At 59.0% G+C, this 23,645-nt stretch carries 23 protein-coding genes and 1 tRNA gene; 12 read left to right on the forward strand and 12 right to left on the reverse strand.

The window, feature by feature from the left end; all coding sequences use genetic code 11:
* Positions 1-17 precede the first annotated feature (17 nt).
* The 5 genes from ACMGF7_RS15805 to ACMGF7_RS15825 form a co-directional block, all read right to left on the reverse strand.
* Positions 18-584 carry a YtfJ family protein gene (locus ACMGF7_RS15805; protein WP_049242478.1) on the reverse strand — a complete coding sequence of 189 codons (567 nt, stop codon included), beginning with the start codon at positions 582-584 and terminating at the stop codon, positions 18-20.
* A gap of 20 nt (positions 585-604) precedes the next feature.
* Complete coding sequence (locus tag ACMGF7_RS15810) at positions 605-1,474, reverse strand: hypothetical protein (RefSeq protein ID WP_016927024.1); 870 nt, start codon at positions 1,472-1,474, stop codon at positions 605-607.
* Positions 1,471-2,808: a lipopolysaccharide biosynthesis protein gene (locus tag ACMGF7_RS15815; RefSeq protein WP_197763387.1), complete on the reverse strand. Its 1,338-nt coding sequence runs from the start codon at positions 2,806-2,808 to the stop codon at positions 1,471-1,473. Before ACMGF7_RS15815 ends, ACMGF7_RS15810 begins: the two co-directional genes overlap by 4 nt.
* A 72-nt stretch (positions 2,809-2,880) precedes the next feature.
* Entirely contained in the window at positions 2,881-3,675 is a 795-nt protein-coding gene (locus tag ACMGF7_RS15820; protein WP_049242475.1) for a hypothetical protein, read from the reverse strand.
* A gap of 30 nt (positions 3,676-3,705) precedes the next feature.
* Positions 3,706-4,431, reverse strand: coding sequence for a lipoprotein (locus ACMGF7_RS15825; RefSeq protein WP_033632594.1), 726 nt, complete (start codon positions 4,429-4,431; stop codon positions 3,706-3,708).
* 372 nt (positions 4,432-4,803) lie between these two features.
* On the opposite strand from ACMGF7_RS15825, the gene ACMGF7_RS15830 reads away from it, so the two are divergent.
* Entirely contained in the window at positions 4,804-5,535 is a 732-nt protein-coding gene (locus tag ACMGF7_RS15830; RefSeq protein WP_015378484.1) for an ATP-binding protein, read from the forward strand.
* A 70-nt stretch (positions 5,536-5,605) separates the two neighbouring features.
* Here ACMGF7_RS15830 and spt read toward each other — a convergent pair whose 3' ends face one another.
* From spt to ACMGF7_RS15850, 4 genes are read right to left on the reverse strand one after another with little or no spacing between them, the layout of a single operon-like run.
* Positions 5,606-6,778 (reverse strand): serine palmitoyltransferase, encoded by a 1,173-nt coding sequence (gene spt / locus ACMGF7_RS15835; protein ID WP_004935542.1) that lies wholly within the window; start codon positions 6,776-6,778, stop codon positions 5,606-5,608.
* Positions 6,765-7,025, reverse strand: a complete 261-nt coding sequence (locus tag ACMGF7_RS15840; RefSeq protein ID WP_015378483.1) for an acyl carrier protein — start codon at positions 7,023-7,025, stop codon at positions 6,765-6,767. Before ACMGF7_RS15840 ends, spt begins: the two co-directional genes overlap by 14 nt.
* A gap of 31 nt (positions 7,026-7,056) precedes the next feature.
* Positions 7,057-7,971 carry an NAD-dependent epimerase/dehydratase family protein gene (locus ACMGF7_RS15845; RefSeq protein WP_004935535.1) on the reverse strand — a complete coding sequence of 305 codons (915 nt, stop codon included), beginning with the start codon at positions 7,969-7,971 and terminating at the stop codon, positions 7,057-7,059.
* A complete protein-coding gene (locus ACMGF7_RS15850; RefSeq protein ID WP_420286509.1) occupies positions 7,968-9,707 on the reverse strand; it encodes a fatty acyl-AMP ligase in 1,740 nt (579 codons plus the stop codon). The genes ACMGF7_RS15845 and ACMGF7_RS15850 overlap by 4 nt, the downstream gene beginning before the upstream one ends.
* A 738-nt stretch (positions 9,708-10,445) precedes the next feature.
* Between ACMGF7_RS15850 and ACMGF7_RS15855 the strand changes: the two genes are divergently transcribed.
* From ACMGF7_RS15855 to ACMGF7_RS15865, 3 genes are all read left to right on the forward strand, one after another.
* Positions 10,446-11,570, forward strand: coding sequence for a hypothetical protein (locus ACMGF7_RS15855; RefSeq protein ID WP_049242472.1), 1,125 nt, complete (start codon positions 10,446-10,448; stop codon positions 11,568-11,570).
* A gap of 219 nt (positions 11,571-11,789) precedes the next feature.
* Entirely contained in the window at positions 11,790-12,155 is a 366-nt protein-coding gene (locus tag ACMGF7_RS15860; RefSeq protein ID WP_004935528.1) for a diacylglycerol kinase, read from the forward strand.
* A 104-nt stretch (positions 12,156-12,259) separates the two neighbouring features.
* Positions 12,260-13,159, forward strand: a complete 900-nt coding sequence (locus tag ACMGF7_RS15865; RefSeq protein WP_044030852.1) for a LysR family transcriptional regulator — start codon at positions 12,260-12,262, stop codon at positions 13,157-13,159.
* On the opposite strand, the gene ACMGF7_RS15870 is transcribed toward ACMGF7_RS15865, so the two are convergent.
* Positions 13,134-13,940: a substrate-binding domain-containing protein gene (locus tag ACMGF7_RS15870; protein WP_021505885.1), complete on the reverse strand. Its 807-nt coding sequence runs from the start codon at positions 13,938-13,940 to the stop codon at positions 13,134-13,136. The genes ACMGF7_RS15865 and ACMGF7_RS15870 overlap by 26 nt on opposite strands.
* A gap of 26 nt (positions 13,941-13,966) precedes the next feature.
* On the reverse strand, positions 13,967-15,262 hold the full coding sequence (locus ACMGF7_RS15875; protein WP_049242466.1) for an MFS transporter: 1,296 nt from the start codon (positions 15,260-15,262) through the stop codon (positions 13,967-13,969).
* Between the two features lie 438 nt (positions 15,263-15,700).
* Here ACMGF7_RS15875 and ACMGF7_RS15880 point away from each other — a divergent pair, with 438 nt between their 5' ends.
* The 3 genes from ACMGF7_RS15880 (at position 15,701) to ACMGF7_RS15890 (ending at position 18,001) form a co-directional block, all read left to right on the forward strand.
* A complete protein-coding gene (locus ACMGF7_RS15880) occupies positions 15,701-16,054 on the forward strand; it encodes a type II toxin-antitoxin system RelE/ParE family toxin (protein WP_015378478.1) in 354 nt (117 codons plus the stop codon).
* Positions 16,055-16,058: 4 nt separating this feature from the next.
* Entirely contained in the window at positions 16,059-16,361 is a 303-nt protein-coding gene (locus tag ACMGF7_RS15885) for an XRE family transcriptional regulator (RefSeq protein WP_004935502.1), read from the forward strand.
* A gap of 425 nt (positions 16,362-16,786) precedes the next feature.
* Positions 16,787-18,001, forward strand: a complete 1,215-nt coding sequence (locus ACMGF7_RS15890; RefSeq protein ID WP_420286510.1) for an aldose 1-epimerase family protein — start codon at positions 16,787-16,789, stop codon at positions 17,999-18,001.
* A 73-nt stretch (positions 18,002-18,074) separates the two neighbouring features.
* On the opposite strand, the gene ACMGF7_RS15895 is transcribed toward ACMGF7_RS15890, so the two are convergent.
* Positions 18,075-18,150, reverse strand: a tRNA-Asn gene (locus ACMGF7_RS15895).
* Between the two features lie 433 nt (positions 18,151-18,583).
* Here ACMGF7_RS15895 and ACMGF7_RS15900 point away from each other — a divergent pair.
* The 5 genes from ACMGF7_RS15900 to ACMGF7_RS15920 all read left to right on the forward strand — a co-directional run bounded on the left by ACMGF7_RS15900 (position 18,584) and on the right by ACMGF7_RS15920 (position 23,623).
* Positions 18,584-19,702 carry a branched-chain amino acid ABC transporter substrate-binding protein gene (locus ACMGF7_RS15900; RefSeq protein ID WP_033632602.1) on the forward strand — a complete coding sequence of 373 codons (1,119 nt, stop codon included), beginning with the start codon at positions 18,584-18,586 and terminating at the stop codon, positions 19,700-19,702.
* 124 nt (positions 19,703-19,826) lie between these two features.
* Positions 19,827-20,741, forward strand: a complete 915-nt coding sequence (locus ACMGF7_RS15905; RefSeq protein ID WP_004928592.1) for an ABC transporter permease subunit — start codon at positions 19,827-19,829, stop codon at positions 20,739-20,741.
* Between the two features lie 10 nt (positions 20,742-20,751).
* Positions 20,752-22,038, forward strand: coding sequence for a high-affinity branched-chain amino acid ABC transporter permease LivM (gene livM / locus ACMGF7_RS15910; RefSeq protein ID WP_015378468.1), 1,287 nt, complete (start codon positions 20,752-20,754; stop codon positions 22,036-22,038).
* Positions 22,035-22,910, forward strand: a complete 876-nt coding sequence (locus ACMGF7_RS15915) for an ABC transporter ATP-binding protein (protein ID WP_004928596.1) — start codon at positions 22,035-22,037, stop codon at positions 22,908-22,910. Before livM ends, ACMGF7_RS15915 begins: the two co-directional genes overlap by 4 nt.
* Positions 22,907-23,623, forward strand: a complete 717-nt coding sequence (locus ACMGF7_RS15920) for an ABC transporter ATP-binding protein (protein ID WP_004928599.1) — start codon at positions 22,907-22,909, stop codon at positions 23,621-23,623. Before ACMGF7_RS15915 ends, ACMGF7_RS15920 begins: the two co-directional genes overlap by 4 nt.
* Positions 23,624-23,645 lie beyond the last annotated feature (22 nt).

Raw genomic sequence — 23,645 nt, forward strand, 5'->3', positions numbered from 1 at the left:
TCCCGGCGGCGTGCGCTTCATGGCGTCTCCTGCGCGATCAGCGCGCGCAGCAGGGTGATCACCTGGTCAACTTCTTGCGGGGTGAGTGCGCCGTCCTTCGCCCACTGCACGCGCCCGGCCTTGTCCAGCACTACGATGGTGGAGCTCTCCTCCGGCAGCCGCCAGGCCATGCGCCCCAGCCCGTCGCTGTCGACGATGAATTGCGCCCAGGGGTAATGCCGTTTGTTTTTCTCGATCTTGCCGCGCACGAAGAAGCCGGAACCCGGTATCGCGTCGTCGGTGTTGACGATGGTGGTCGGTTGGAAGCGATCGCCCGGCAGGTTCGCGTCCTTAACGGCGTTGATCAGCAGCGAGTTCTTCTTTTTGGCGGAGGTGCGCCCGGCGATGTACTGGATCACCCGCACCTTGCCCGCCAGTTTTGCGCTGTTCCACGGCCGGTAGCTGAAATCGCCGTTGCGCAGCAGCAGCTCGCCGCGATCGGCGATGGCGATCGGCGCCACCGGCCGGCCATGCACGAAGTTATGCGCAGATGCCGTCAGCGGCGACAGCAGCAGCGCAAGGGTCAGCAAGCGACGTAACGTCATCATGGCTCCGTGCAACCCGCTTATCTGCCCGCCGCGATGGCCGGCTGGGAAAACGACAGCGGAAAACGCGCCAGCAGCAGCTCCAGGCGCTGGCGGATGTCGATATCCAGGATCGCCGGCCGATCATAGATATCGCCGCCGGCCAGCTTGTCCGCCACCATCACGTCATGCCGGTCGCCCATCAGGCCGTTAATCGCCGCCAGGAAGCGCGAGATCTGCCGGGCCTCGCGGTTGTCGGGATCGATCGATCTCAGCGTGTCATAGAATGAGACCTGGCGGCTGACGATTTTGCGCACGTCATGGAACTGATGCCCGGTCAGCGCTGGGCCGGCGATCAGCGTTTGCAGCTGGCGCATTTGCTCCTGGCGGTAGGTGATAAAGCCCTGTGCGCTTTCCAGCCGGGTGTGGCGCAGCGCATAGCGCACGTAAGACCACACCGGCTTGCTGAGCAGCAGCCGCAGCAGGTTGCCGTACAGCGTCAGGTTCTTCTGGTTGCCGTTGCGAAACGCGTCCTGAAAATGGCCGAGCACCACGGTGGTGGTGTGGAACAGGCGGTTGGCGCGGTGGGGGGCGCCGTACAGCTGCTGGGCGAAGCGCAGGTGCTTATAGCGGGCGCGGATATATTTGTAGCGCATGCGGGTAGCCGCCGCCAACTGCGGGTCTTGCAGGAAACCGTTCACCAATTGCAGCAGCTCGCGGCGGGAAAAGCCGTCTTCCCAAAACTGCAGGCACAGCGCGTAGTTGTCCCGAATGCTCTCGGGGGAGCATTCCAGATCAATCTGCTGCGGCAGGCTGATATTCGCCTCAACCAGGTCGTCCTCTTCCACCGCGACAAACAGCGCCTGGGTGGTTTCGGCTGAGAACTTTTTCCAATTATTGCTAGCGGTCATTGATTACTCTCTTTGGGCACATTCAGCCCCAACATAAAGCGATTGCGGTAGGCGCCGATCGTCGGTATCAGGGATAACAGAACGTCTAAACATTGCCCAAGTAAATAAGCGAAGGCGGCGCCCTGTACGCCGAAGGCATACGCCATCGACACCAGCAGCGCAATGTAGGCCGCCGAGGCCGTCGCCTGCGCGATCAGGAAGGCGCGCTGTTTGCCTGCCATAAACAGTAAGGATTCCTGCGGGAAGCCCATCATGGAGACTATGATCGCGCCCAGCATGATTTGAATCAGGTCATAGGCTTCCAGGTATTGCTGCCCGAATACCGCGGAAATAAGCGGCTTGCCCACCAGCAACATCAACACCGCAACGGCCAGGCCGATGCCGCCGGCCAGCAGCGAAGAGCGCAGGCCGAGCAGCCACGGGGTCTTGGTGCGCGGATCCAGGCGCATGATCTCGGGATAGAAGCTTTTCTCCAGCAGCTTGGCCGGGGTGCCCGTCGCATCGAAGAAGGTCATGGCGATCTTGAACAGCCCGGCGGCGGCCGGGCCGAGCACCACGCCCACCAGCACGGTGGTGCAGGAGTTGCGGGCGGCCCAGATGGTATGGGCGATGTTGGTGGTCCAGACGAAGTTCCAGGCGCCCTCGATGCGGCGCGCGACGTTGAACAGGCGCGGCCTCAGCGCGCCATGGATATCGCGGCGGCGCAGCTCGCGCGCGGTGAACCACCAAAACAGCGTGCCGCCGATCAGGTTAGAGGCGTACCAGGTGACGATAAAGCCGGGGAACCCCAGATCGAAATAATAGGAGATGACGCTGCCCACCGCCTGCAGGAACGGTTTGATCGCCTGCTGGATGGCGATTAAATCGAAGCGGTTGAAGGCGCGCAGCACGCCGGTCGGCGTGGACGAGGTCATCGATGGGATCAGGGTGCAGTACAGCATGGCGAGCCAGAAGCTTTTGCTGTCCAGCCCCAGAGCGTGAGACAAGAACGGCAGCATGATCATGCCGCCCAGCACGGCGATGACGCCGCTGGCGATATCCAGGCCGAAGGAGAAGGCGACGACGTCGCGGAAGCGCCCGGTATTTTGATGCTCCAGCGCCGGAGTGCCAAATTGCACCACAAACTGCCAGGTCTGGAATTTGATGAAATCGCTGACCGCTTTGGTATAGGCCTGAATCACCACCAGCACGCCGAACATTTCAGGCGACATGCCTTTACCGGCGCAGGAGAGCGCCAGCAGGCCGAGCAGCGCGCTGGCGACGCTGCCGGAGCCCAGGTAGGCGGCATTACGTAAAATGGAACGAAACGCGCCGTCGGAAAACCACCGTTTCATAGCCCAAACCAGCCGTTATCGTTGTTTTGCTGCATTTTGTATTCCGCAGTCATGCGTTTGCCCTGTATTCGTTTAATAAACCTGAGTTTCTTTACCGGCGTTCTCGCCGGGTTGCCCGAGATCGCTCTGCGGGCGCTTCGCGGGGTTCACCACGGCGGAAATGGCGTTGAGCGCATTGCTCAGCACCTCGTCGTAAGGGGCTCTGGCGTCCAGCTCGATGATGCGCGAGCCGTTGTATTGCAGGCGCACCATGGCGGCGATCTTGTCTTTCAGCTCTTCGTAACTGTGATCGGGCTTGCGGGAAAAGGCCGTATCGACGTCGATATCAAGGCGAATGATCAGCTCCGGCCGATAGACGGCCATGCGTTGATATAAACGGCGTTCGCGCGCCGCCAGTCGGCTTAATAGCCACCCTTTTGCACGCTCCACGCCGATGCCGGGCCCATCGTAGTAAAAACCTGAGATTTCCGCCTGCGGGTAGCGATCGCTGATCACCAGAACGCCGCTCTGCGCCAACCGCCGCACCTTGCGCAGGTTGGATGCACGCCACAGCGAAAAGCCGTACATGATCAGCGCCGCCCACAGCGCCGGCGGCCTGTTGCTCATGCGCTGGGTTTTGTCGGATTTGGCCGCCAGGCGCCGTTCCAGCCACACGCCGATGAACGGCAAACGCTTGATTTTGTCGCCGTCTTCGCCGGAGATCAGCCCCAAATAGCGCCGCTCCGTGGGGCGATGTTGCTGCAGGTTTTTCACCAGGTCGGCGGTCAGCGTGGACTTGCCCGTGCCGTCGCTGCCCACCACGGCAATCAGCCCGGTGATGCAGGTGGGAGAGGTATCCTGTTCGGCGGTGAGTTTATTTTTTTTCATCTGTTTCGGTACGGAAAGGTTATTTGTCGGCTAGGCATTGGCGGCCCTCAGCGATATTTTAACGGCGCGCAGCGATGCGTCGAAAATACGGTCGGCCGGTTCGCGGCCGTCTAAATCCAATATGTTAGCGCCGTTAAACGTCAGGTGCGGGATGACGGCGATCTTTTCACGCAACGCCGCCAGCGAGTGATCGGGTTTGCGTGAATAGGCCGTTTGTTCGTCAATATCCAGCCGAATTAATAATAAGGGCTGATAAGACGCCATCCATTGGTACAGGTTTTGTTCGCGCTTTCTCAGCCAGCGGATCCAGCGATTGCCGCCGGCGGTTTTCGCCAGCTGCGGGCCATCGAAACGAAACCCCGCCACTTCGGCTTGCGGATAACGATCGGTGATCAGTAATGCGCCGCTGCGGCTTTTCTTCAGCATGCGACGGAATTTATAAACGCGCCAATAGGAGAGTAAAAATATCACCAGCGCCGTGGCATTATCCGGCGGTGTGGAAGGGCGCTCATGCACGCGTTCCGATTTCTTCAGCAAATAACGCCCGAAGGGCGCGCCAATAATCGGCAGCGAACTGATCCATTCGCCAATACGCCCGGAAGACTGGCCGAGATACAGCAGTTCGGCAGGTTCTTGTGCCGATAAAGCGTTGACAAGGCTGGCGGCTAACGTGGATTTTCCCGAGCCGTCACAGCCGGTTATCGCTATTACGCGCACGGGCGAGCGATCAGATGAAGGTCTTATCTGCTGACTCACAATAATTGATCCAATGCGAAAAAAACTATTGTATTCCAATACGCCTTGGGTTCAAGATATTTATTGTGCTTTGCTGCGATAAAATAATGAGATCGGTATTCTTTTTCGTTATTTGAATTGATATTCATGGCGTTTGTTCTTGTTATTTTGTGCTAATTGTTCGTGCGTGGGTTGGTTTCGCTTTTTATGTTAATTCTCGGCATGGCTCACGGCGAAAAAAGAGCAGAGGTTTTCAATTTTCGCTTAATCTTTTGTGCTTTTTGGCGCTGCGTATGGCAAATTTTTTTTCACGCAGCCACCGCGGCAATGATAAGCGATCGTTCGCTTCAAATATGGCACGCCGTTTCTGGTGTATTGAAAGAGAGTCTTATTATGAGTGCAAAATTTCCGCCGCTGATTGCGGTTATCGGCAGCGACGGATCGGGTAAGTCCACCGTTTGTGAACATCTGATCGAGTATGTGAAACATTATGGCCCGGCGGTGCAGGTGCATCTGGGCAAACAGGCGGGCAACGTCGGGCGCGCGGCGGCGAAATTGCCGCTGCTCGGGCGCTCGGTGGGCAAGGCTATCGAGAGCAATACCAAAAAAGTCAAAACGAAAAAATCCCGGATTGGCCTGTTGCCGTCGGCGGTGATCATCGCTTTCGTGGGGCGGCGGCTGCTGCGTTTTCGCCGCATGCTGGCGTATCGCCGGCAAGGGTTCATCGTGTTGACCGACCGTTTTCCGCAGGCGCAGATCCCTGGCGCTTACGACGGCACGGTTTTTCCCGTCGACGTTGAAGGCAGCCGTTTCGTCCGTTGGCTGGCGGCGCGTGAACGGGCGGCGTTCCAATGGATGGCGGGGCAAAAACCGGATCTGGTGCTCAAGCTGAATGTCAGTCTGGACGTGGCCTGCGCGCGCAAACCCGATCACCGCAAAGCGGCGCTGGAGAAGAAGATCGCCGTCACGCCGCTATTGACGTTCGAAGGCGCCGACATCGTGGATCTCGATGCCGATCGGCCGATCGAGGAGGTGCTTTCGGCGGCGGAAAAAGCCATCGCGGAATTTATGGCGGCGCAGGGGTATCGCTATTCGGCTGATGGGGTATCAACGGCTGCGCACTGAGGTGCGCATCGATTCGGCAGGGCGGCGTGGCCATTTTCGGCACCGCCGCCGCGGCCGAGAAGGAAAGGCTTTATTTTTTCAGCGCCGCAAAGGCGCGCACGATGGTGTCGATTTCTTCATCGCTGTGCGCGGCATTGACGCTGCAGCGCAGCAGGGTCACGCCCGCCGGCGCGGCCGGTGGCAGCACCAGGTTCACATAGACGCCGTGGGCGATCAGCTCGCGCCAGAAACGCAACCCTTCTTCCTTTGAACCGATCATGACCGGCACCACCGGGCTGATGCGCGGCCCCAGGGTATAGCCCAGCTCGGCGAGGCCGTGGTACAGGCGGTGCGCATTGCTCCACAGTTTTTCCCGCAGCTCGGGATGGCGGGCGATTTTTTGCAGCGCCGTGCGCACCGAAGCGATGCTGGACGGCGACGGCGAAGCGGTAAAGATATACGGCCGGCTGCTGTAGCGCAGCACGTCCATCCCCTTGCCGCCGACGGCGAAGCCGCCGATCGAAGCCAGGCTTTTGCTGAAGGTGCCCAGGATGATATCCACGTCTTGCTCGACGCCCAGCGCTTCGGCCAGGCCGCGGCCGTGCTCGCCCATTACGCCGAAGGAGTGCGCTTCGTCGACCAGCAGATACCCGCCCAATCGCCGCTTGATGTCGACGATTTCCACCAGCGGGGCGACGTCGCCCAGCATGCTGTAGATGCCTTCCACGATAATGATCGCTTCGCGGGCGCGTTCGCCCAGGCGCACCATGCGGCGCTCCAGATCGGCGGCGTCATTGTGGCGGAAGCGAATAATTTCCGCGCCGCCGAGGGCGCAGGCGTCGTAAATGCTCGCGTGGCTGTCCGCGTCGATCAGCACCACGGCACCCGGTCCCGCCAGCGTGCTGATGACGCCCAGGTTGGCGGTATAGCCGGTGGAGAACACGATGGCGCTCGGGCGATCGAAGAATTCCGCCAGCTCCCGTTCCAGCGTCAGGTGCGATCCGTAACTGCCGTTCGCCATGCGCGAGCCGGTGGTGCCGGTGCCGAGCGCGGCCAGAGCCGCCTGGCCGGCGGCGATCGCCTGCGCATCGAACGTCAGGCCAAGGTAATTATTGGTGCCGGCGAGGACAATCTTTTGATCGCCGATGCGCCCCTGGGTGGCGGAATACACTTCGTCGATACAGGTGCCGAACGGATTCAGACCGGACGTTTGAAATTGTTCACGGTCATTGGCGAGCCGCGCAAACTTATCATACAGTCCCATGGTTTTTCTCCAGATAAGGGCGCAGCGCGTCAAGCAGTTGCTCAGGCGTTCTGACATCAAGCAATATATTGATAGGAATGGAGATATCTAATTCATCTTCCAGCATCATCAGCAGATCCAAGACTCTGATGGATTCCAGGCCAAGATCATTGACGAGATCGCTATCAGGTTTTATTTCCACTCCGCCTTCGACGATACCTTGCAAACACGTCAGGATATAATCCATTACAGCATCGCGATTTAGCATAAGAACGTTGACACACCTCTACTTGGAATAATTAAAACAGCCCTTCACGCAGCGCGCGTTCCAAACTCACCTGTGGAAACCAATTAATCTGTTGCGACAGCGCCTGATTACTGGCGGACCAGTCGCGATGCGTTAATTCGCGTATTTTGCTGCGCGTCAGCATCGGCTCTTTTTTTACCAGGCGGTTCCACACCACGCTGATATCCGCCAGGGCTTTCAGCAGCGGCAGCGGAATGCCCACCAGACGCACCGGCCCGTGACGCACGGCGGCGCCGATGTCCCGCAGGCGCAGCCAGTTATAGCCTTCGGCCACGCCGTCGCACAGTTCGTAAATATTCGGCTGCGCGGGTTCGGTTTGCACCCATTGGCTGACCGCCTTTGCCAAATCGCTCACGTGCAGAAAAGAGAGCCTGGCGTCAGGCGCGCCCAGCCGGGGCAGCACGCCGCGCAGCAGGCCGTTGAACAGCGGTTTCAGCTCTTTATCGCCGGGCCCGTAAACCGCCGTTGGGCGGAAAATCCCCAGCGCGATATCGCCCGTGGCGGCGATGAGTTGCTGCTCGGCGGCCTGTTTTGAATGGGCGTACCAGGACAGCGCCGGATGGCGGGCCGCCAGCGACGACATGAACAAGAAGCGATTGCAGCGGCCGTTCTGTTTGGCCGCCTGCATCAAATTCAGGCTGCCTGTGACGTTGCAGCGGGTGAACACCGCTTCCGCATGCCCGCGCACCTGGCCCGCACAATGCACGACGCACTCCGCGCCGCGCACCAATTCGGTGAGCGAGGGCCGATCTTCCAGCGCGCCGGGGATCCACTGCAGGTTGTCTGCGGCGGCTTTTCCGGCTTGCCGCGTCAGGGCGCGCACGCTAAACCCTTGCGCCAGCAGTTCCTGGACGATATGCCGGCCGATAAAGCCGGTCGCGCCCGTCACTGCCACGGTGCCGCTCATTGCGCGAAACCGGCCAGCTGCGGCATTTGCGGGTAGAGCGAAGCGCTCAGCCAGCGTTTCTTGGCCTCCGCGCGCGCGGGTTTGCCCGACGACGTGCGGGGAATGCTGTGCGGCGGCAGCAGCTCGATGTCCACCGCGATGCCGAACTCGCTTTGAATGCGCGCGCTCAGCGAATGCACGATTTGTTCACGGCGTTCTTCCGAACTGACTCGACACTGGATCTGCAAAATGATCCTGGCCGCTTCGTCGTGTTCTTCGGTCACGAAGGCAATCGCATCGCCGGAACGGATTTCCGGTTCGGATTCCGCGACGTACTCAATATCCTGCGGCCAGATATTGCGGCCGCGAATAATGATCAAATCCTTCTTGCGGCCGGTGACGTACAGATAGCCGTCCAGCAGATAGCCGAGATCGCCGGTGTCCATCCAGCCGGTCACTTGGATCTGCTGCTGGGACTCATCGTCGCAGAAATAGCCGTTCATCAGGCTGGGGCCGGAAATCGTGATATGGCCGACCTGACGTTCCGGCAGCGGTTGCCCGGTTTCGCTGCGGATCTCGATGCGGTGGCCGGGCAGCGCACGGCCGCAGTTGACGAAGGTCGAGACGGCGCGGGTCTTCTTGCCCGGCGCGACCGCTTTACCTTCGTATTCCAAAATATCGCGGTCGACCTCGTTGGTTTGCGGGCCGGAGCAAGGGTCGGAAAAACTCACCGCCAGGGTGTTCTCGGCCAGGCCATAGCACGGCATGAAGGCTTTACTGTCGAAGTTGATGCTGCTGAAGTGTTCGCCAAACTGGGCGAGCAGCTCGGCCGGGATCGGCTCGGCGCCCACGCCCGCAACCCGCCAGCTGGAAAGATCCAGATCGGCCAGCTCTTTGGCGTTGCTGCGGCGCAGACACAGATCGTAGCCGAACGGCGGGGCGACGGACACCGTGCCGCGATTCTTGGCGATCAGTTTCAGCCACTGCATCGGGCGCATGGCGAAATCTTGCGTGCGCAGGTAGTCGACGGACAGCTGGGTCGCCACCGGCGTAAGCAGGAAACCGACCAGGCCCATATCGTGATAGAAGGGCAGCCACGAAACGCAGCGGTCGCTGGCGCGCAACTTGATCCCGTCGCGACTGATCGCGTTCAGGTTCGCCATGGCCGCCCGCTGGGTAATGATCACGCCGCGCGGAAAGCGGGTGCTGCCCGAGGTGTATTGGAGATAGGCGATATCGTCGGGCGAAGGCGCCGGCAACGCGATTTCCGGTTCTGGCAAGGCGTTAAAGTCCGCGTCGCTGAGGATGTGCATCGCCGACGTGTTTTCCGTGGCCGACGCGATGAGCGGTGTCCACTCTTCGCTGCTGATGATCGCCGCGGGGTTGCAGCTGGCGATCAGCCCTTTCAGTTTGGCGGTGTAGGAGTCGCGCTGGCCAACGCCCATCGGGATCGCCAACGGCACCGCCACCAGGCCGGCATATTGGCAAGCGAAAAAGGCTTCGACGAAGCCCGGGCTGGTTTCGGCGATAAGCGCCACGCGATCGCCTTTCTTGAGCTTCAGGGACAATAAACGCCGCGCGCCCGCGATCGCTTTTTGCTGCAGCGTGCGATAGTCGAGAACGGTCACGAGTTGATTGCGACGGTCGTAAAAATTCATTCCCGTATTACCGAGTGCCGCGTAATCCAACGCGTCCACTAACGTGGGGAAGTCCGCATAGCGCATGGGAAGAGAATGAACGGAACTTGTTTCAGACATAGACAAACTTAGCCATAGATTAAAAATCACCAAAAGAGAGAAATCACTCTTGGCGAGGTAATTGATGTTTTACTATGAATAGGTTTTGAATAAGTTTGTTATTCAACCATCTTCATTCCGCGAACAGCGTATATTGCCGTGCTCGAGCGGCATGCCGGTTATTAACCGGGCAGAGCGTAAGTAGCCCGAGTCATCAGCCTTGAGCGGCACCCTGGCGAGATATGAGAGACTATTGTAATATCCGGACTTCGCCGTTCTTTAGTCTGCATCTGTCGGGTAGGAAATAACTGTCGGCTCATAGGTTATGACCTCATGCATGGCTATCTTGGAACTTAAACACTTCCTAAACAGTATGCCGCAAGAAATTCAAAAGTGAACGATTCATTTAAGGCTAATCTTAAAAATAGCATTAAGTGGTAAAAATGGCGGCGCACCTCCTGATTAAAGTCGGTACACTAAAAGCGGCGAGTTTCTTTTACCATAACAGCACGAAATAATAAAAGAGCACTATTAGCGTAGCCTGGCTGCGCCGCTTTCTGTTTCCTTTTTTTATCAATTATGGACATCACAGGGTGAATGTCAGGCAACACGTTGCTGATTCGCCGAGGGGGAATATTCGGTTTTTCTTATCAGTGAGCCGGAGGCAATACACAATTCAATAAAAGGCAACAGCATAAAAAATGCTAAAGGCGTTGTCGCGTGCTTATTTAATTATTTTATTAAAACGTAAGGCTATTTATGATCCGTATTGAGAAAGTTCTGGATAAACGCGAACTTAAAGAATTTATTGCTTTCCCCTCGCAACTGTTTCGCGATGATCCGAACTGGATTGAGCCGCTGCATGTAGAGCGCGAAGAGCACCTGTCAAAGAAGAATCCCGGGACCGACCATATTGAATGGCAGGCATGGGTGGCCAAAAAACAGGGCAAAGTGGTTGGACGCATCACTGCGCAAATCGATTCTCTGCACCGGGAGCTGCATGGTGAGGATACCGGCCATTTCGGCATGATTGACGCCGTTGACGATCCCGCCGTGTTCAGCACCTTATTCACGGTAGCGGAGGAGTGGCTGAGGTCGAAAGGCGCGCGTAAAATCACCGGGCCATTCAGCCTCAATATCAATCAGGAAAGCGGCCTGTTGGTCGAAGGGTTCGATACCCCGCCTTCCGCCCTGATGACGCACGCGAAACCTTACTACGCGGCCCAGATAGCGCAGCAGGGCTACAGTGGAGGGATTGATTTGCTTGCCTATTGGATGAAAAGAACCGACCTGCATTTTTCGCCGTCGTTAACCCGGATGATGGATCAGGTGCGTAAAAAGGTGACCGTCCGCCGTCTCAATCGCAAGCGCTTTCGCGAGGAGATGCAGGTGCTGCGCGAGGTGTTCAACTCCGGGTGGCAACATAACTGGGGGTTTGTCCCGTTCACCGAGCACGAGTTCGCCACCATGGGGGATCAGCTGAAGTTCCTGGTGCCCGACGATATGATCCATATCGCCGAGGTGGATGGCGCCCCCTGCGCCTTTATCGTCGGTCTGCCGAACATTAACGAAGCGATTGCCGATCTGCAGGGGCGTTTATTGCCGTTCGGCTGGGCGAAGCTATTGTGGCGCCTGAAAGTCAGCGGCGTGCGCACCGCGCGCGTGCCGTTGATGGGCGTACGCCAGGAATATCAATTCAGCCGCATCGGGCCCATTATTGCGCTGCTGCTGATTGAGGCGCTGCGCGAGCCTTTCGCGAAGCGCAATATCGACGCGCTGGAAATGTCGTGGATCCTGGAAACCAATACCGGCATGCGGACGATTTTAGAACGCATCGGCGCGGTGCCGTACAAGCGTTACCGCTTGTACGAGAAAACGCTTTAAGCGGCTGATATCGCGTCCCCTTTTTACGCTCCCAGAATAATAACCGCGCCAGGGCATTTTCGGGCGGTGGCGTTTCAGGAGCAGGGGGACGGCGAGTGAGTGAATGCATCGTTTCCTGAAAGAGAACGGTTAAGGTTTTTAATTAATAAACTCGAGATAAATTCACGTTGCGTGATTTATTTGCGAGTGACTGTCGCAGTTTTGACGAGAGCTGATTGTATGCCTGTGGAAAAGAAAAAAGGAATAAGCCGATTAACCTACAGCATTAGGAATTCCTGGGCCGGGTTTATTGATGCTGTGCTTACCGAAGATGCGTTCCGCCAATTATTGGTTATTAACGCCATTTTACTGGTTGTTACATTTGGTTTAGATATTACAAATATAGAAAGGCTGTTATTAATCACCTGCAGTTTTCTGCTATTGGTGGTTGAGCTGCTTAATACGGCGATTGAAACCGTGGTCGATCGCATTTCGCTGGAATTGCATCCGTTATCCAAACGCGCCAAAGATTTGGGCGGCGCAGCGCAGCTGGTAGCCGTGGTGATGACTATCATTATTTGGGGAATGGTGCTGCTGGGGCGATAGGGGCTTTGGTGGTTCAACCACCCAGTCGGTGAACGTGGCGATATAAGCGGTTATCATCGCTGTTTTGCGTCTTCTGCCATTTTCAGCAAGGAGAGTTGGTCGTTATGCCCGTGAATTTTGATCTCAACGATCTCTATGCGTTTCGCGCGCTGGTGGAGTACGGCAATTTTCGGCTGGCCGCAGAGTCCATCTGCCTGTCGCAGTCGGCGCTGAGCCGCAGGATTGAGAAGCTGGAAAACGCGCTGGGCAGCAAACTGTTCGATCGCACCACCCGGCGCGTGACCTTGACGCTGTACGGGCAGGCTTTTGCCGAGCGTTCGGATCAGCTGCTGATGAACGTCGAAGCGGTGTTGGCCGATATCGACAAGGTCAGTCAGGAGCGGGTGGGGCTGGTTACCGTCGCCACGGTGCCCTCGGCGGCCTACTATTTCATGCCCGACGTGATACGCCGTTTCCGGCTGCGCTATCCGCGCGTGCGCGTCAAGCTGATCGACGGCAGCGCAGGTAATGTCATCGAGGCGGTCACCGGCGGCCAGGCCGATTTCGGCATCTGCTTCGCCGGGCGGCTGCAGCCTAATCTTGAATTTGTGCCGTTGGTGGGGGACGTCTACGTGGCCGCCTGCCGGCGCGACCATCCGCTCGCCGCTAAAAAGAGCCTCACCTGGCAAGAGTTCTATCAGCAGGATTACGTCTCGCTGGATAAAACCTCCGGCAATCGCAATCTGCTCGATCAGCGCCTGGAACACCTCGTGCCGGAACGCCCCAGCGTGTGTGAAACTCGCCATGTGACGACCATGCTGGGCATGGTTGAGGCGGGCATCGGCATTGCCGCCGTGCCCGCCATGTCGATGCCCGCTTCAGAGCACTCGGTGTTGACGTCGGTGCCGCTGGTCGATCCGGTGGTGAAACGTACCGTGGGTCTCATCAGACGCGGCGGCCGCATGCAGTCTTTCGTCGCCGCCGAGCTGGAAAAGCTGATTACTGAACAGTATCACTCTGCCTGACCGGCTGCGGCGCCGGCACGGTTCGCATGCCGGTCGCGCGAATGGTCGGCTGCGCCTGAGGGGAAGCGAGGAAGTCCAGCAGCGCTTTGCCTTCGCGGCGGTGCTCCGCCTTGGCGGTTACCGCGCCCGCGAAGCGGGTGATGTACTGCACGTTTTCCGGCAGCTCGCCGATAAAGGTCACGCCCGCCACGGGCAGCAATTCGCTGACCTGCTGGAAGCCCAGCGCGTATTTCCCCTGCGCTACTTCAGAGGCCACCGGAATGCGCTCAACCTTATGTGCTTTCCCTTTCACCTGTTCCTCGATGCCCAGCTTTTTGAACAGTTGGCCGCTGACATAGCGGCCGCTGGCGCTGTCGGAATAGGCGAAAGAGTCAGCCTGCAGCAAGACATTGCGCAGGTCGGCATCCGTTTTTATCACCGGCTTGGGCGCGCCCCGTTTGACCACCATGCCGATCGGCGAATCGGCCAGCTCCACGCGCGAACCCGGCTGGGTCCAGCGCTCTTTTTCCAGTTGGGTGAGCGCGTCGCCCACCATGATCAGCACATCGGCTTGCTCTCCGCGCGCCAGCCGCGCGGGGATCGCCTGCGGCGTTTTGCCCATCGAGGGGCCGGACACCAGAATGATTTTGTCGCCGCTTTGAGCTTCATATTCCGGAGCCAGCTTCTCTAGTGCGGCTTTGAAGCCGCCGGAGATCATGACGGTCACGTCTTTGGCCAGCGCCGCCGTACTGCAGGAGGCGCACACCAGCGCGGCGAGGATCGAACGAGTGAGTTTTTGCATGGCATCATTCCTTTTGAGATGGCGGCTTAGCGCGCGGTTTGCAGCGGCATGGCGATGCGGCGATACATATACAGCGTCGCCAGCAGGGCGCACAGCGCGGCGAAGCTCATCCAGTAGCCCGGTGAAGCCTTGTCGCCGGTGTATTCGATCAACGCGGTGGAGACCACCGGCGTAAAGCCGCCGAACACCGCCGTCGCCAGGCTGTAGGCCAGCGAGAACCCGGCCACCCGCACTTCCGTTGGCATGATCTCCGTCAACGCCGGGATCATGGCGCCGTTGTAGAGGCCGTAAATGAAGGACAGCCACAGCAGCACGGCCAGCATCATGCCGAAGCTGGGGGCGGCGGCGAGCAGGCTCAGCGCCGGGTAGGCGGTGGCCAACGTCAGCAACGTCATGGCGACCAGCACCGGTTTGCGGCCGAAACGATCCGACAGCGCGCCGCCGATGGGCAGCCAGATGAAGTTAGAGATCGCTACCAGCAGGGTGACCAGCAAGCTGTCGGAGGCGCTGAGCAGCAGCACCTTTTTGCCGAAGGTCGGTGCATAGACGGTGATCAGGTAAAACGCGGTGGTGGTCATGGCGACCATCAGCATGCCGGCGATCACCACCGGCCAGTTTTTCAGCAGGGTTTTAAACACGTCGCGCATCGCCAGGTGGTGACGGCGAGCGGTAAATTCCTGCGTCTCTTCCAGCTTGCGGCGCAGGAAGAAGATGAAGGGAACGATCAGGCAGCCGAACAGGAAAGGCAGGCGCCAGCCCCATTCGCGAATGGCGCTTTCTTCCAGCGCCGCATTGAGCGCGAAGCCCATGGCCGCCGCCACCATGATCGCCACCTGCTGGCTGCCGGACTGCCAGCTGGTGTAGAAGCCTTTACGGCCCGGCGTGGCGATTTCGGCCAGATAGACGGACACGCCGCCCAGCTCCGCGCCCGCCGAGAAGCCTTGCAACAGACGCCCGCACAGCACCAGCAGCGGCGCCCAAAGCCCGATGCTCTGGTAAGAGGGGATCAGCACGATCAGGAAGGTGCCTGCGGCCATGATCGACAGGGTGACGATCAGCCCTTTGCGGCGGCCGACTTTATCGATGTAAGCGCCCAGCACGATGGCGCCGATCGGGCGCATCAGAAAACCTGCGCCGAATACCGCGAAGGTCATCATCAGCGAGGCGAACTCGCTGCTGGCCGGGAAAAAGGTGTGTGCGATGTAGGTAGCGTAAAAGCCGAACAGGAAAAAATCGAACTGCTCTAAAAAGTTGCCGGAGGTGACGCGCAGTATCGCGCCGGTTCTGGCCCGGGTGGTCATGGGTGAGGTAGAGGAATGCATCTTTATCTCCAGTTTGTTATTGGCGCTTGACGCCGCGCCTGTTGCTGAAGACTCGCTCAGGAAAATAAAGTAAATAAGCGCAATAAACGCATGGCGCGATGCGTTTGACGCATCAGTCGGCGTTAACAATGTTGCCTAACCCGATGTAACGTGGCGTTAACAAGTTTGCCGCTCACTGCCCGCTGCGCAGAACGCCGAAAACGTTATGCGCTTTTTGTGACAGGGTTCATAAAGGGGCGGCGGGGAAACGCCCCGTGCCTCTGAACGATTATTCGATACCGCGCGTAAAAAGGTGAATGCCCCGTACTGCGTTTGCAAAATGCGTGGATGTACGTTCAGCCTTGCAGTAACAACGCGTGCCTTTGCATGCTATCCCAGCGCCTCTCTGCTATAGCTTTACATCTATATAGTTACTGATCTATATTTTAGGGAGACCCCGTGTGGGAAATTAAAACAACGGATGCATTTGATCATTGGTTCAGATCACTCAGCGATGCCGACCGGGCCTGCGTGCTTGCTGCATTGATGGTCCTGCGGGAAAAAGGGCCCGGCTTGCCCAGACCCTATGCCGATACGGTTAAAGGCTCGCGTTACAGCAACATGAAAGAGCTGCGTATTCAGAGCCGTGGCGAACCGTTGCGGGCATTCTTCGCCTTCGATCCGTACCGCGTCGGCATGGTGCTTTGCGCGGGCAATAAAGCGGGCGATGAAAAACGTTTTTACGATCGAATGCTGCAGATTGCCGATCGGGAATTCACGAATTGGCTGAACACACTAAAAGAGAAGGAGTGACGCGATGGGCAGAACGCTGGAACAGCTTATTGCGGAGGAAAAGCCCGAGGTCGTGGCCGAAGCGCAGGCAATGGCGACGGACATTATGCTGAACATCCATCTTGCCGAGCTGCGCGAGAAGGTGCAGAAAACCCAGGTTGAAATGGCACAGGCGCTGGGTATCAGGCAACCGACCGTCGCCGTGATGGAAAAACCGGGCCGCGATCTGAAACTGTCTTCGCTTAAACGCTATGTTGAGGCGGCCGGCGGCAAACTGCGCCTGGATGTCGAACTGCCGGACGGTTCGCACTACGAATTTGTGCTGTAAGCGCTAACGGCAGAAAAGCACAAAGCCCGCTAAGGTTCCCCGGAGCGGGCTTTGTGTACCAGGGCTCCTTTGACACGAGCAGGCGGCCGTTAAAGCAAAGAGGCTCAAAACGGGCAGGCTGTGTGAGCGCTTTCGTTTGGGCCGGATAGCGTTAAACAAGCCACTTGCACTCCCTTCGCGATGTCTCGCTTGCCCGTAACTGTCTCCTTGCTCCTTAGCTGAAACGATACAAATTATGTTGATGAATAGCTCGTTTTATGTGCAAAAACTCAATATCTTTCATTAGAACTGCGATGAAATTCGTATTTTTATCGCGCTATTACTCCAAATACTCACCCGGTGAAGCTCATCACATTTCTTTAACCTGCTTAACAGTAGATTTTCCTTGCTTAGAAAAAAATCGATTCAGCTAAAGGGGGAGGGAAATGAAAAAGACATGGGTTATGGCGGTGTTTTCGGCCCTGATTTCAGGGCAGGCGGCGGCGCAGAGTTGGGTGCTGACCAGCGCTGAAGATGGCGTGGAGAAAGGAAACTGGAAGATTTCGAGCGAGACGCTGAAGGTGAAGGATAAAACGTTCAGCATTGAGCAGAAAGTGCTGCACGGCGGTAAGCAAGAAGGCAGCAAAGTCCTGATTATCCGCAGCCAGGATGGCCTGAGCATCACGCTGAGTCCCACCCGCGGCATGAACCTCCTGCGGGCAGAAGGCTTTGGCGCGAAAATGGGATGGGATTCACCGGTTAAAGAGGTGGTCAACCCCGCTTTTATCAATCTGGAAAGCCGCAATGGGCTCGGCTGGCTGGAAGGTTTCAATGAGATGATGGTGCGTTGTGGCTATGAGTGGACCGGTCATCCGGTGACCGAAGGTGGGCAAATTTACACGTTGCACGGCAAAGCGGGCAATACGCCGGCCTCGCGGGTTGAGGTTGAGGTAGCGGATACAGCGCCGTATGAAATTCGTATTCGCGGCCTGATCAAAGAGAGCACATTCAAAAAAGCCGATCTGCAAACCCTGACCGAATTGCGCTATGTGCCCGGCAGCAACAGTTTCAGCCTGCATGATGTGTTAACCAACCGGGCGGATTATCCCCATGACTACCAGATTATTTATCACAGCAATTTCGGCGCGCCGATTCTGGAAAATGGCGCCCGCTTCCTGGCGCCGATGGCCAGCATCAGCCCGTTTAACGACTATGCCAAAGCCGGGCTGAAGACCTGGGGAACCTATGCCGGCCCAACCAAAGGGTTCGATGAAATGGTCTTTAACATTAAGCCATTATCGGATCCGAATCATCAGACACTGGCGGCGCTGGTCAATAACGCGGGCGACAAAGGGGTAGGGGTGGCGATTCAGTTCGATACCCGCCAGTTGCCCGTCCTGACGCTGTGGAAGAATACCGATACGTTAAAACAAGGGTATGTGACGGGGATTGAGCCGGGCACCAGCTATGCCTACCCGGTTACCGTCGAGCGCGAACAAAAACGCGTCAAGCAGTTGCAGCCTGGCGCCAGTGCGCAGTTTGATCTGACCTATACCTTGCTGCACAGCAAAGCGCAGGTGGCGGATCTGGAGAAGAAGATTGCTGATATTCAGGGTAAGGTAAAAATTGATGAGAATGCCGCGCCGATAGCCAAGGAGTAACGCTGCCTGTCGATGCATTCAGCGTTAAAGCAAAAAGCCCGCTTAAGTTGCCTTAAGCGGGCTTTTCTAAATATGGCTCCTCTGACTGGACTCGAACCAGTGACATACGGATTAACAGTCCGCCGTTCTACCGACTGAACTACAGAGGAATCGTGTGAACGGGGCGAATAATAGCGGGGTGCCTGGGGTTTGTCAAAGCGCTAAACTGCAAAAAAAGCGCGTTTGCTGGCGGAATGAACATCTTGCGCTGTTTTTCGGCATTTTCCATCGCTGTGCGGTGATTTTGCGGCCCACAACGATTGCACAAGCCTTTGCACGGCGATGGTGCAAGGCCGTTCTCCCTCTCACGCTAGCCGCACTGCCCAGACTCTCGGTTATCCCCGCCACACGCCGCGCTGCAACTGATATGTAGGATGAATAAGCAAACAATATGTATTCGTCGTCACAATGGCTGGATTTTTGCTTACCCATTTTTGGGGAATGCGACTGCGCTCTCAAGAAAATTATTTTCCCCGTCTACACATAAAGTGACTGATCCGCGCCCCAGGGCGTTTCGCTACAACAGTGCTGAGGAAGATAACAATGTCATCGAAATTGATAAAAAGTCCGCTCGCTGCTTTGCTCATCGGTTGTTTAGGTACGGCTTTTTCCGCTCAGGCCGATATCGTCATCGGCGTCGCCGGGCCGTTCTCCGGGCCGAACGCCACCTATGGCGATCAGTATTGGCGCGGGGCTTCGCAGGCGGCGGCGGACATCAACGCCGCCGGCGGGATCAAAGGGGAAAAAATCAAACTGGTGCAGGGGGATGACGCCTGCGAACCGAAACAGGCGGTCGCGGTCGCCAACCGGCTGGTGGATCAGGACAAGGTGTCGGCGGTGGTCGGCCACTTCTGTTCCTCATCCACCATGCCCGCCTCCGAGGTGTATGACGAGGCCGGCATTATCGCCATTACCCCCGGCTCCACCAACCCGCAGATCACCGAGCGTGGCATGAAGAGCATGTTCCGCATGTGCGGGCGCGACGATCAGCAGGGCGTGATCGCCACCAACTACATGTTGGATACGCTGAAGGCCAAGCGCATCGCGGTGATCCACGATAAAGACACCTACGGCCAGGGGCTGGCGGACGCAGCGAAGGCGGCGATGAACAAGCGCGGGGTCAAGGAAGTGCTGTATGAGGGGCTGTCGCGCGGTGAGAAAGACTTCAACGCGCTGGTGACCAAGATCGCCTCGGTCAAGCCTGACGTAGTCTACTTCGGCGGCTGCCATCCGGAAGCCGGGCCGCTGGTGCGCCAGATGCGCGAGCAGGGCGTGACCGCCAAGTTCTTCTCCGGCGACTGCGTGGTGACCGAAGAGCTGGTGACCGCCGCCGGCGGGCCGCAGTATACCAACGGCGTGCTGATGACCTTCGGCAACGATCCGCGCCTGATCCCGGAGGGCAAGGCGGTGATCGCCAAGTTCCGCGCCAGCGGCTTTGAGCCGGAAGGCTACACCCTCTATTCCTACGCCTCGATCCAGGCGATCGCCGCCGCCTTCAACGCCACCGGCGGCAAAGACAGCGCCAAGGCCGCCGAATGGCTGAAGTCACACGACGTGGACACCGTGATGGGCAAGAAAGCCTGGGACCAGAAGGGCGATCTGAAGGTCTCGGACTACGTGGTCTATCAATGGGATGACAAGGGCAAATATCACCAACTGTAAACGGCCTAACCGTGAAGTTATGACCCTATGACCGACGGGCCGCCGCCTTGGCGCGCCCGTTCCGCGATGACCTTTGGGCCGCGTCGGACTGCGTTGGCGGCCTTACCAGGCGAGACTGCTCATTATGGATGTATTCTTTCTGCAACAGCTGATCAACGGCCTGACCCTCGGCGCGGTGTATGGCCTGATCGCCATCGGCTACACCATGGTTTACGGCATCATCGGCATGATTAACTTCGCCCACGGCGAGGTATATATGATCTCCGCCTACCTGTGCGCCATCGGTTTGGCGCTGCTGTCGTTCTTCGGGCTGCACTCGTTTCCGCTGCTGATCCTCGGCACGCTGGTGTTCACCATCGTCATCACCGGGGTGTACGGCTGGGTAATCGAGCGCATCGCCTACAAGCCGCTGCGCAACTCCACCCGTCTGGCGCCGCTGATCTCCGCCATCGGCATGTCGTTAATCCTGCAAAACTACGCGCAGATAAGCCAGGGGCCGCGCCAGCAGGGTATCCCGACGCTGCTGAGCGGCGTGTTCCGCCTGGAGTTCGACGGCGGCGTGGTGCAGATCACCTACACCAAAGTGTTCATTCTGGTGGCGTCGCTGCTCGGCATGGCGATCCTCACCTACATCATTCAGCGCACCCGGCTGGGGCGCATCTGCCGCGCCACCCAGCAGGATCGCAAAATGGCCTCGATTCTCGGCATCAATACCGATCGGGTGATCTCGCTGGTGTTCGTGATCGGCGCCGCCATGGCCGGGTTGGCCGGGGTGCTGATCACCATGAACTACGGCACCTTCGATTTTTACGTCGGCTTTATCATCGGCATCAAGGCCTTCACCGCCGCGGTGCTGGGCGGCATCGGATCGCTGCCGGGCGCGATGCTGGGCGGGCTGCTGCTCGGCGTGGCGGAGGCGCAGTTTGCCGGCATGGTGAATTCGGATTACAAGGACGTGTTCTCCTTCGGGTTGCTGGTGGCGATCCTGATCTTCCGTCCGCAGGGCCTGCTCGGCCGGCCCCTGATCGCCAAGGTTTAAGGAGAACGCCATGTCGCAATCCGTAATCAACGGCGGGCTGAACGTCAAACGCAGCCTGCTGGACGCTGTCTTGGCCGGGCTGATCGCCCTGATCGTGTTCGGGCCGATCGTCGGCATCGTGCTGAACGGCTACAGCTTCAACTTCGAGCCGCACCGGCTGGTGTGGATCATCGTCGCGGTGATGGCCGGGCGGCTGCTGCTGAGCCTGTTCCTGCAAACCGCGCCGGGGCGCAGGGTGTTGGCGCGCTTCGACGGCGGCAACGACGGCGTTTACGTGCGGCCGCTGGGCTATAAATCCAACCTGCGCTGGATCCTGCCGCTGATGGCGGCGATCGCGCTGCTGTTCCCGTTTGTCGCCACCAAATACCTGCTGACGGTGGCGATCCTCGGCCTGATCTACGTGCTGCTCGGCCTGGGGCTGAACATTGTGGTCGGGCTGGCGGGGCTGCTCGATCTGGGGTACGTGGCGTTTTACGCCATCGGCGCCTACGGGCTGGCGCTGGGCTACCAGTATCTCGGGCTGGGGTTCTGGGCGATGCTGCCGCTGGGCGCGCTGATGGCGGCGCTGGCCGGCGCATTGCTGGGCTTCCCGGTGCTGCGCATGCACGGCGACTACCTGGCGATCGTTACGCTGGGGTTCGGCGAGATCATTCGGCTGGTGCTGAACAACTGGATGTCGCTCACCGGCGGGCCGAACGGCGTCTCGGTGCCGGCGCCGACGGTGTTCGGCCTGGAGTTCGGCCGGCGCGCCAAAGACGGCGGGGTGCCGATCCACGAGTTTTTCGGCATCGATTACAACCCGAATCTCAAGTTCATTTTCATCTACGCGGTGCTGTTTTTGGTGGTGCTGCTGGTGCTGTATATCAAGCACCGGCTGACGCGCATGCCGATCGGCCGCGCCTGGGAGGCACTGCGCGAGGATGAGATCGCCTGTCGTTCTCTCGGGCTCAATCACGTGCTGGTGAAGCTGTCGGCGTTTATGCTCGGCGCTTCCACCGCCGGGCTGGCGGGGGTGTTTTTCGCCACCTACCAGGGCTTCGTCAACCCGACTTCGTTCACCTTCTTCGAGTCGGCGCTGATCCTGGCGATCGTGGTGCTGGGCGGCATGGGCTCCACCCTCGGCGTGGTGCTGGCGGCCTTCGTGCTGACGGTGGCGCCGGAGCTGCTGCGCAGCTTCGCCGAATACCGGGTGCTGCTGTTCGGCGTGCTGATGGTGGCGATGATGATCTGGCGGCCGCGCGGGCTGGTGCGCATCAGCCGATCCAGCTTCGCCGAACGCAAGGGGGTGGCGCCATGAGCGACGCCATTTTGCGGGTGGAACACCTGATGATGCACTTTGGCGGCATCAAAGCGCTGAACGACGTCAATCTGGAGGTGGAACGCGGTTCCATCACCGCGCTGATTGGCCCCAACGGCGCCGGCAAGACCACGGTATTCAACTGCCTGACCGGCTTTTACCGCGCCAGCGGCGGCGCGATCCTGCTCAATACCCACAAGCGGCCGACCGACGTGATCCAGGTGCTGGGGCAGAAGTTCCGCGCCGGCGACTGGATACGCCCAAAGCGGCTTGGTTCGCGCCTCTACTACAAGATGTTCGGCGGCACCCACCTGGTGAACCGCGCCGGGCTGGCGCGCACCTTCCAAAATATCCGTCTGTTCCGCGAAATGTCGGTGGTGGAGAACCTGCTGGTGGCGCAGCACATGCAGAGCAACCGTAACCTGATCGCCGGGGTGCTGAATACGCCGGGCTACCGCCGGGCGGAGAGCGCCGCGCTCGATCATGCCTTCTACTGGCTGGAGGTGGTGGACCTGGTGAGCTGCGCCAACCGGCTGGCGGGAGAGATGTCTTACGGCCAGCAGCGGCGGCTGGAGATCGCGCGCGCCATGTGCACCGCGCCGGAGATGATCTGCCTCGATGAGCCGGCCGCCGGGCTGAACCCGGTGGAAACGGCCACGCTGAGCCGCATCATTCGCTTCCTGCGGCAGCATCACGGCATCACGGTGCTGTTGATCGAGCATGACATGGGCATGGTAATGGAGATCTCCGATCGGGTGATCGTGCTCGATCACGGCGATGTGATCGCCCGCGGCACGCCGCAGGAGATCCAGCACAACGAGGCGGTGATCGCCGCCTACCTGGGTGCGGACGAAGAGGAGCTGGCGGGATGAGCGAAGCGATGTTGGAATTTCGCGAAGTGGATGTGTTTTACGGGCCGATCCAGGCGCTGCGCCAGGTGTCGCTGCAGGTGAACGCCGGGGAGACGGTGGCGCTGATCGGCGCCAACGGCGCGGGCAAGTCCACGCTGTTGATGTCGATCTTCGGCCAGCCGCGCATCGCCGGCGGGCAGATCCTGTTTGGCGGCGAGGACATCAGCCGTCGCTCCACGCACTTTGTTGCCAGCAGCGGCATCGCGCAGGCGCCGGAGGGGCGGCGCATCTTTCCGGACATGAGCGTGGAGGAGAACCTGCTGATGGGCACCATCACCGTCGGCAATCGCTACCTGGAGGAGGATTTGCCGCGCATGTTCGAGCTGTTTCCGCGCCTCAAGGAGCGGCGCAATCAGCGGGCGATGACCATGTCCGGCGGCGAGCAGCAGATGCTGGCGATCGCCCGCGCGCTGATGAGCCGGCCGAAGCTGTTGCTGTTGGACGAGCCGAGCCTGGGGCTGGCGCCGATCGTGGTGCGGCAGATCTTCGGCGTACTGCGCGAGCTGACCCGCAGCGGCATGACGCTGTTTCTGGTGGAGCAGAACGCCAACCACGCGCTGAAACTGTCCGATCGCGGCTATGTGATGGTCAATGGCCAGATCCGCCTCACCGGCAGCGGCCAGGAGCTGTTGAACGATCCGGAGGTGAGAAAGGCCTATCTGGGCGGCGGCTGAGCGCCGCCCCACGGGCAGGGAT

The sequence above is a fragment of the Serratia sp. BNK-17 genome (assembly GCF_048684935.1).
Taxonomy (GTDB): domain Bacteria; phylum Pseudomonadota; class Gammaproteobacteria; order Enterobacterales; family Enterobacteriaceae; genus Serratia; species Serratia nematodiphila.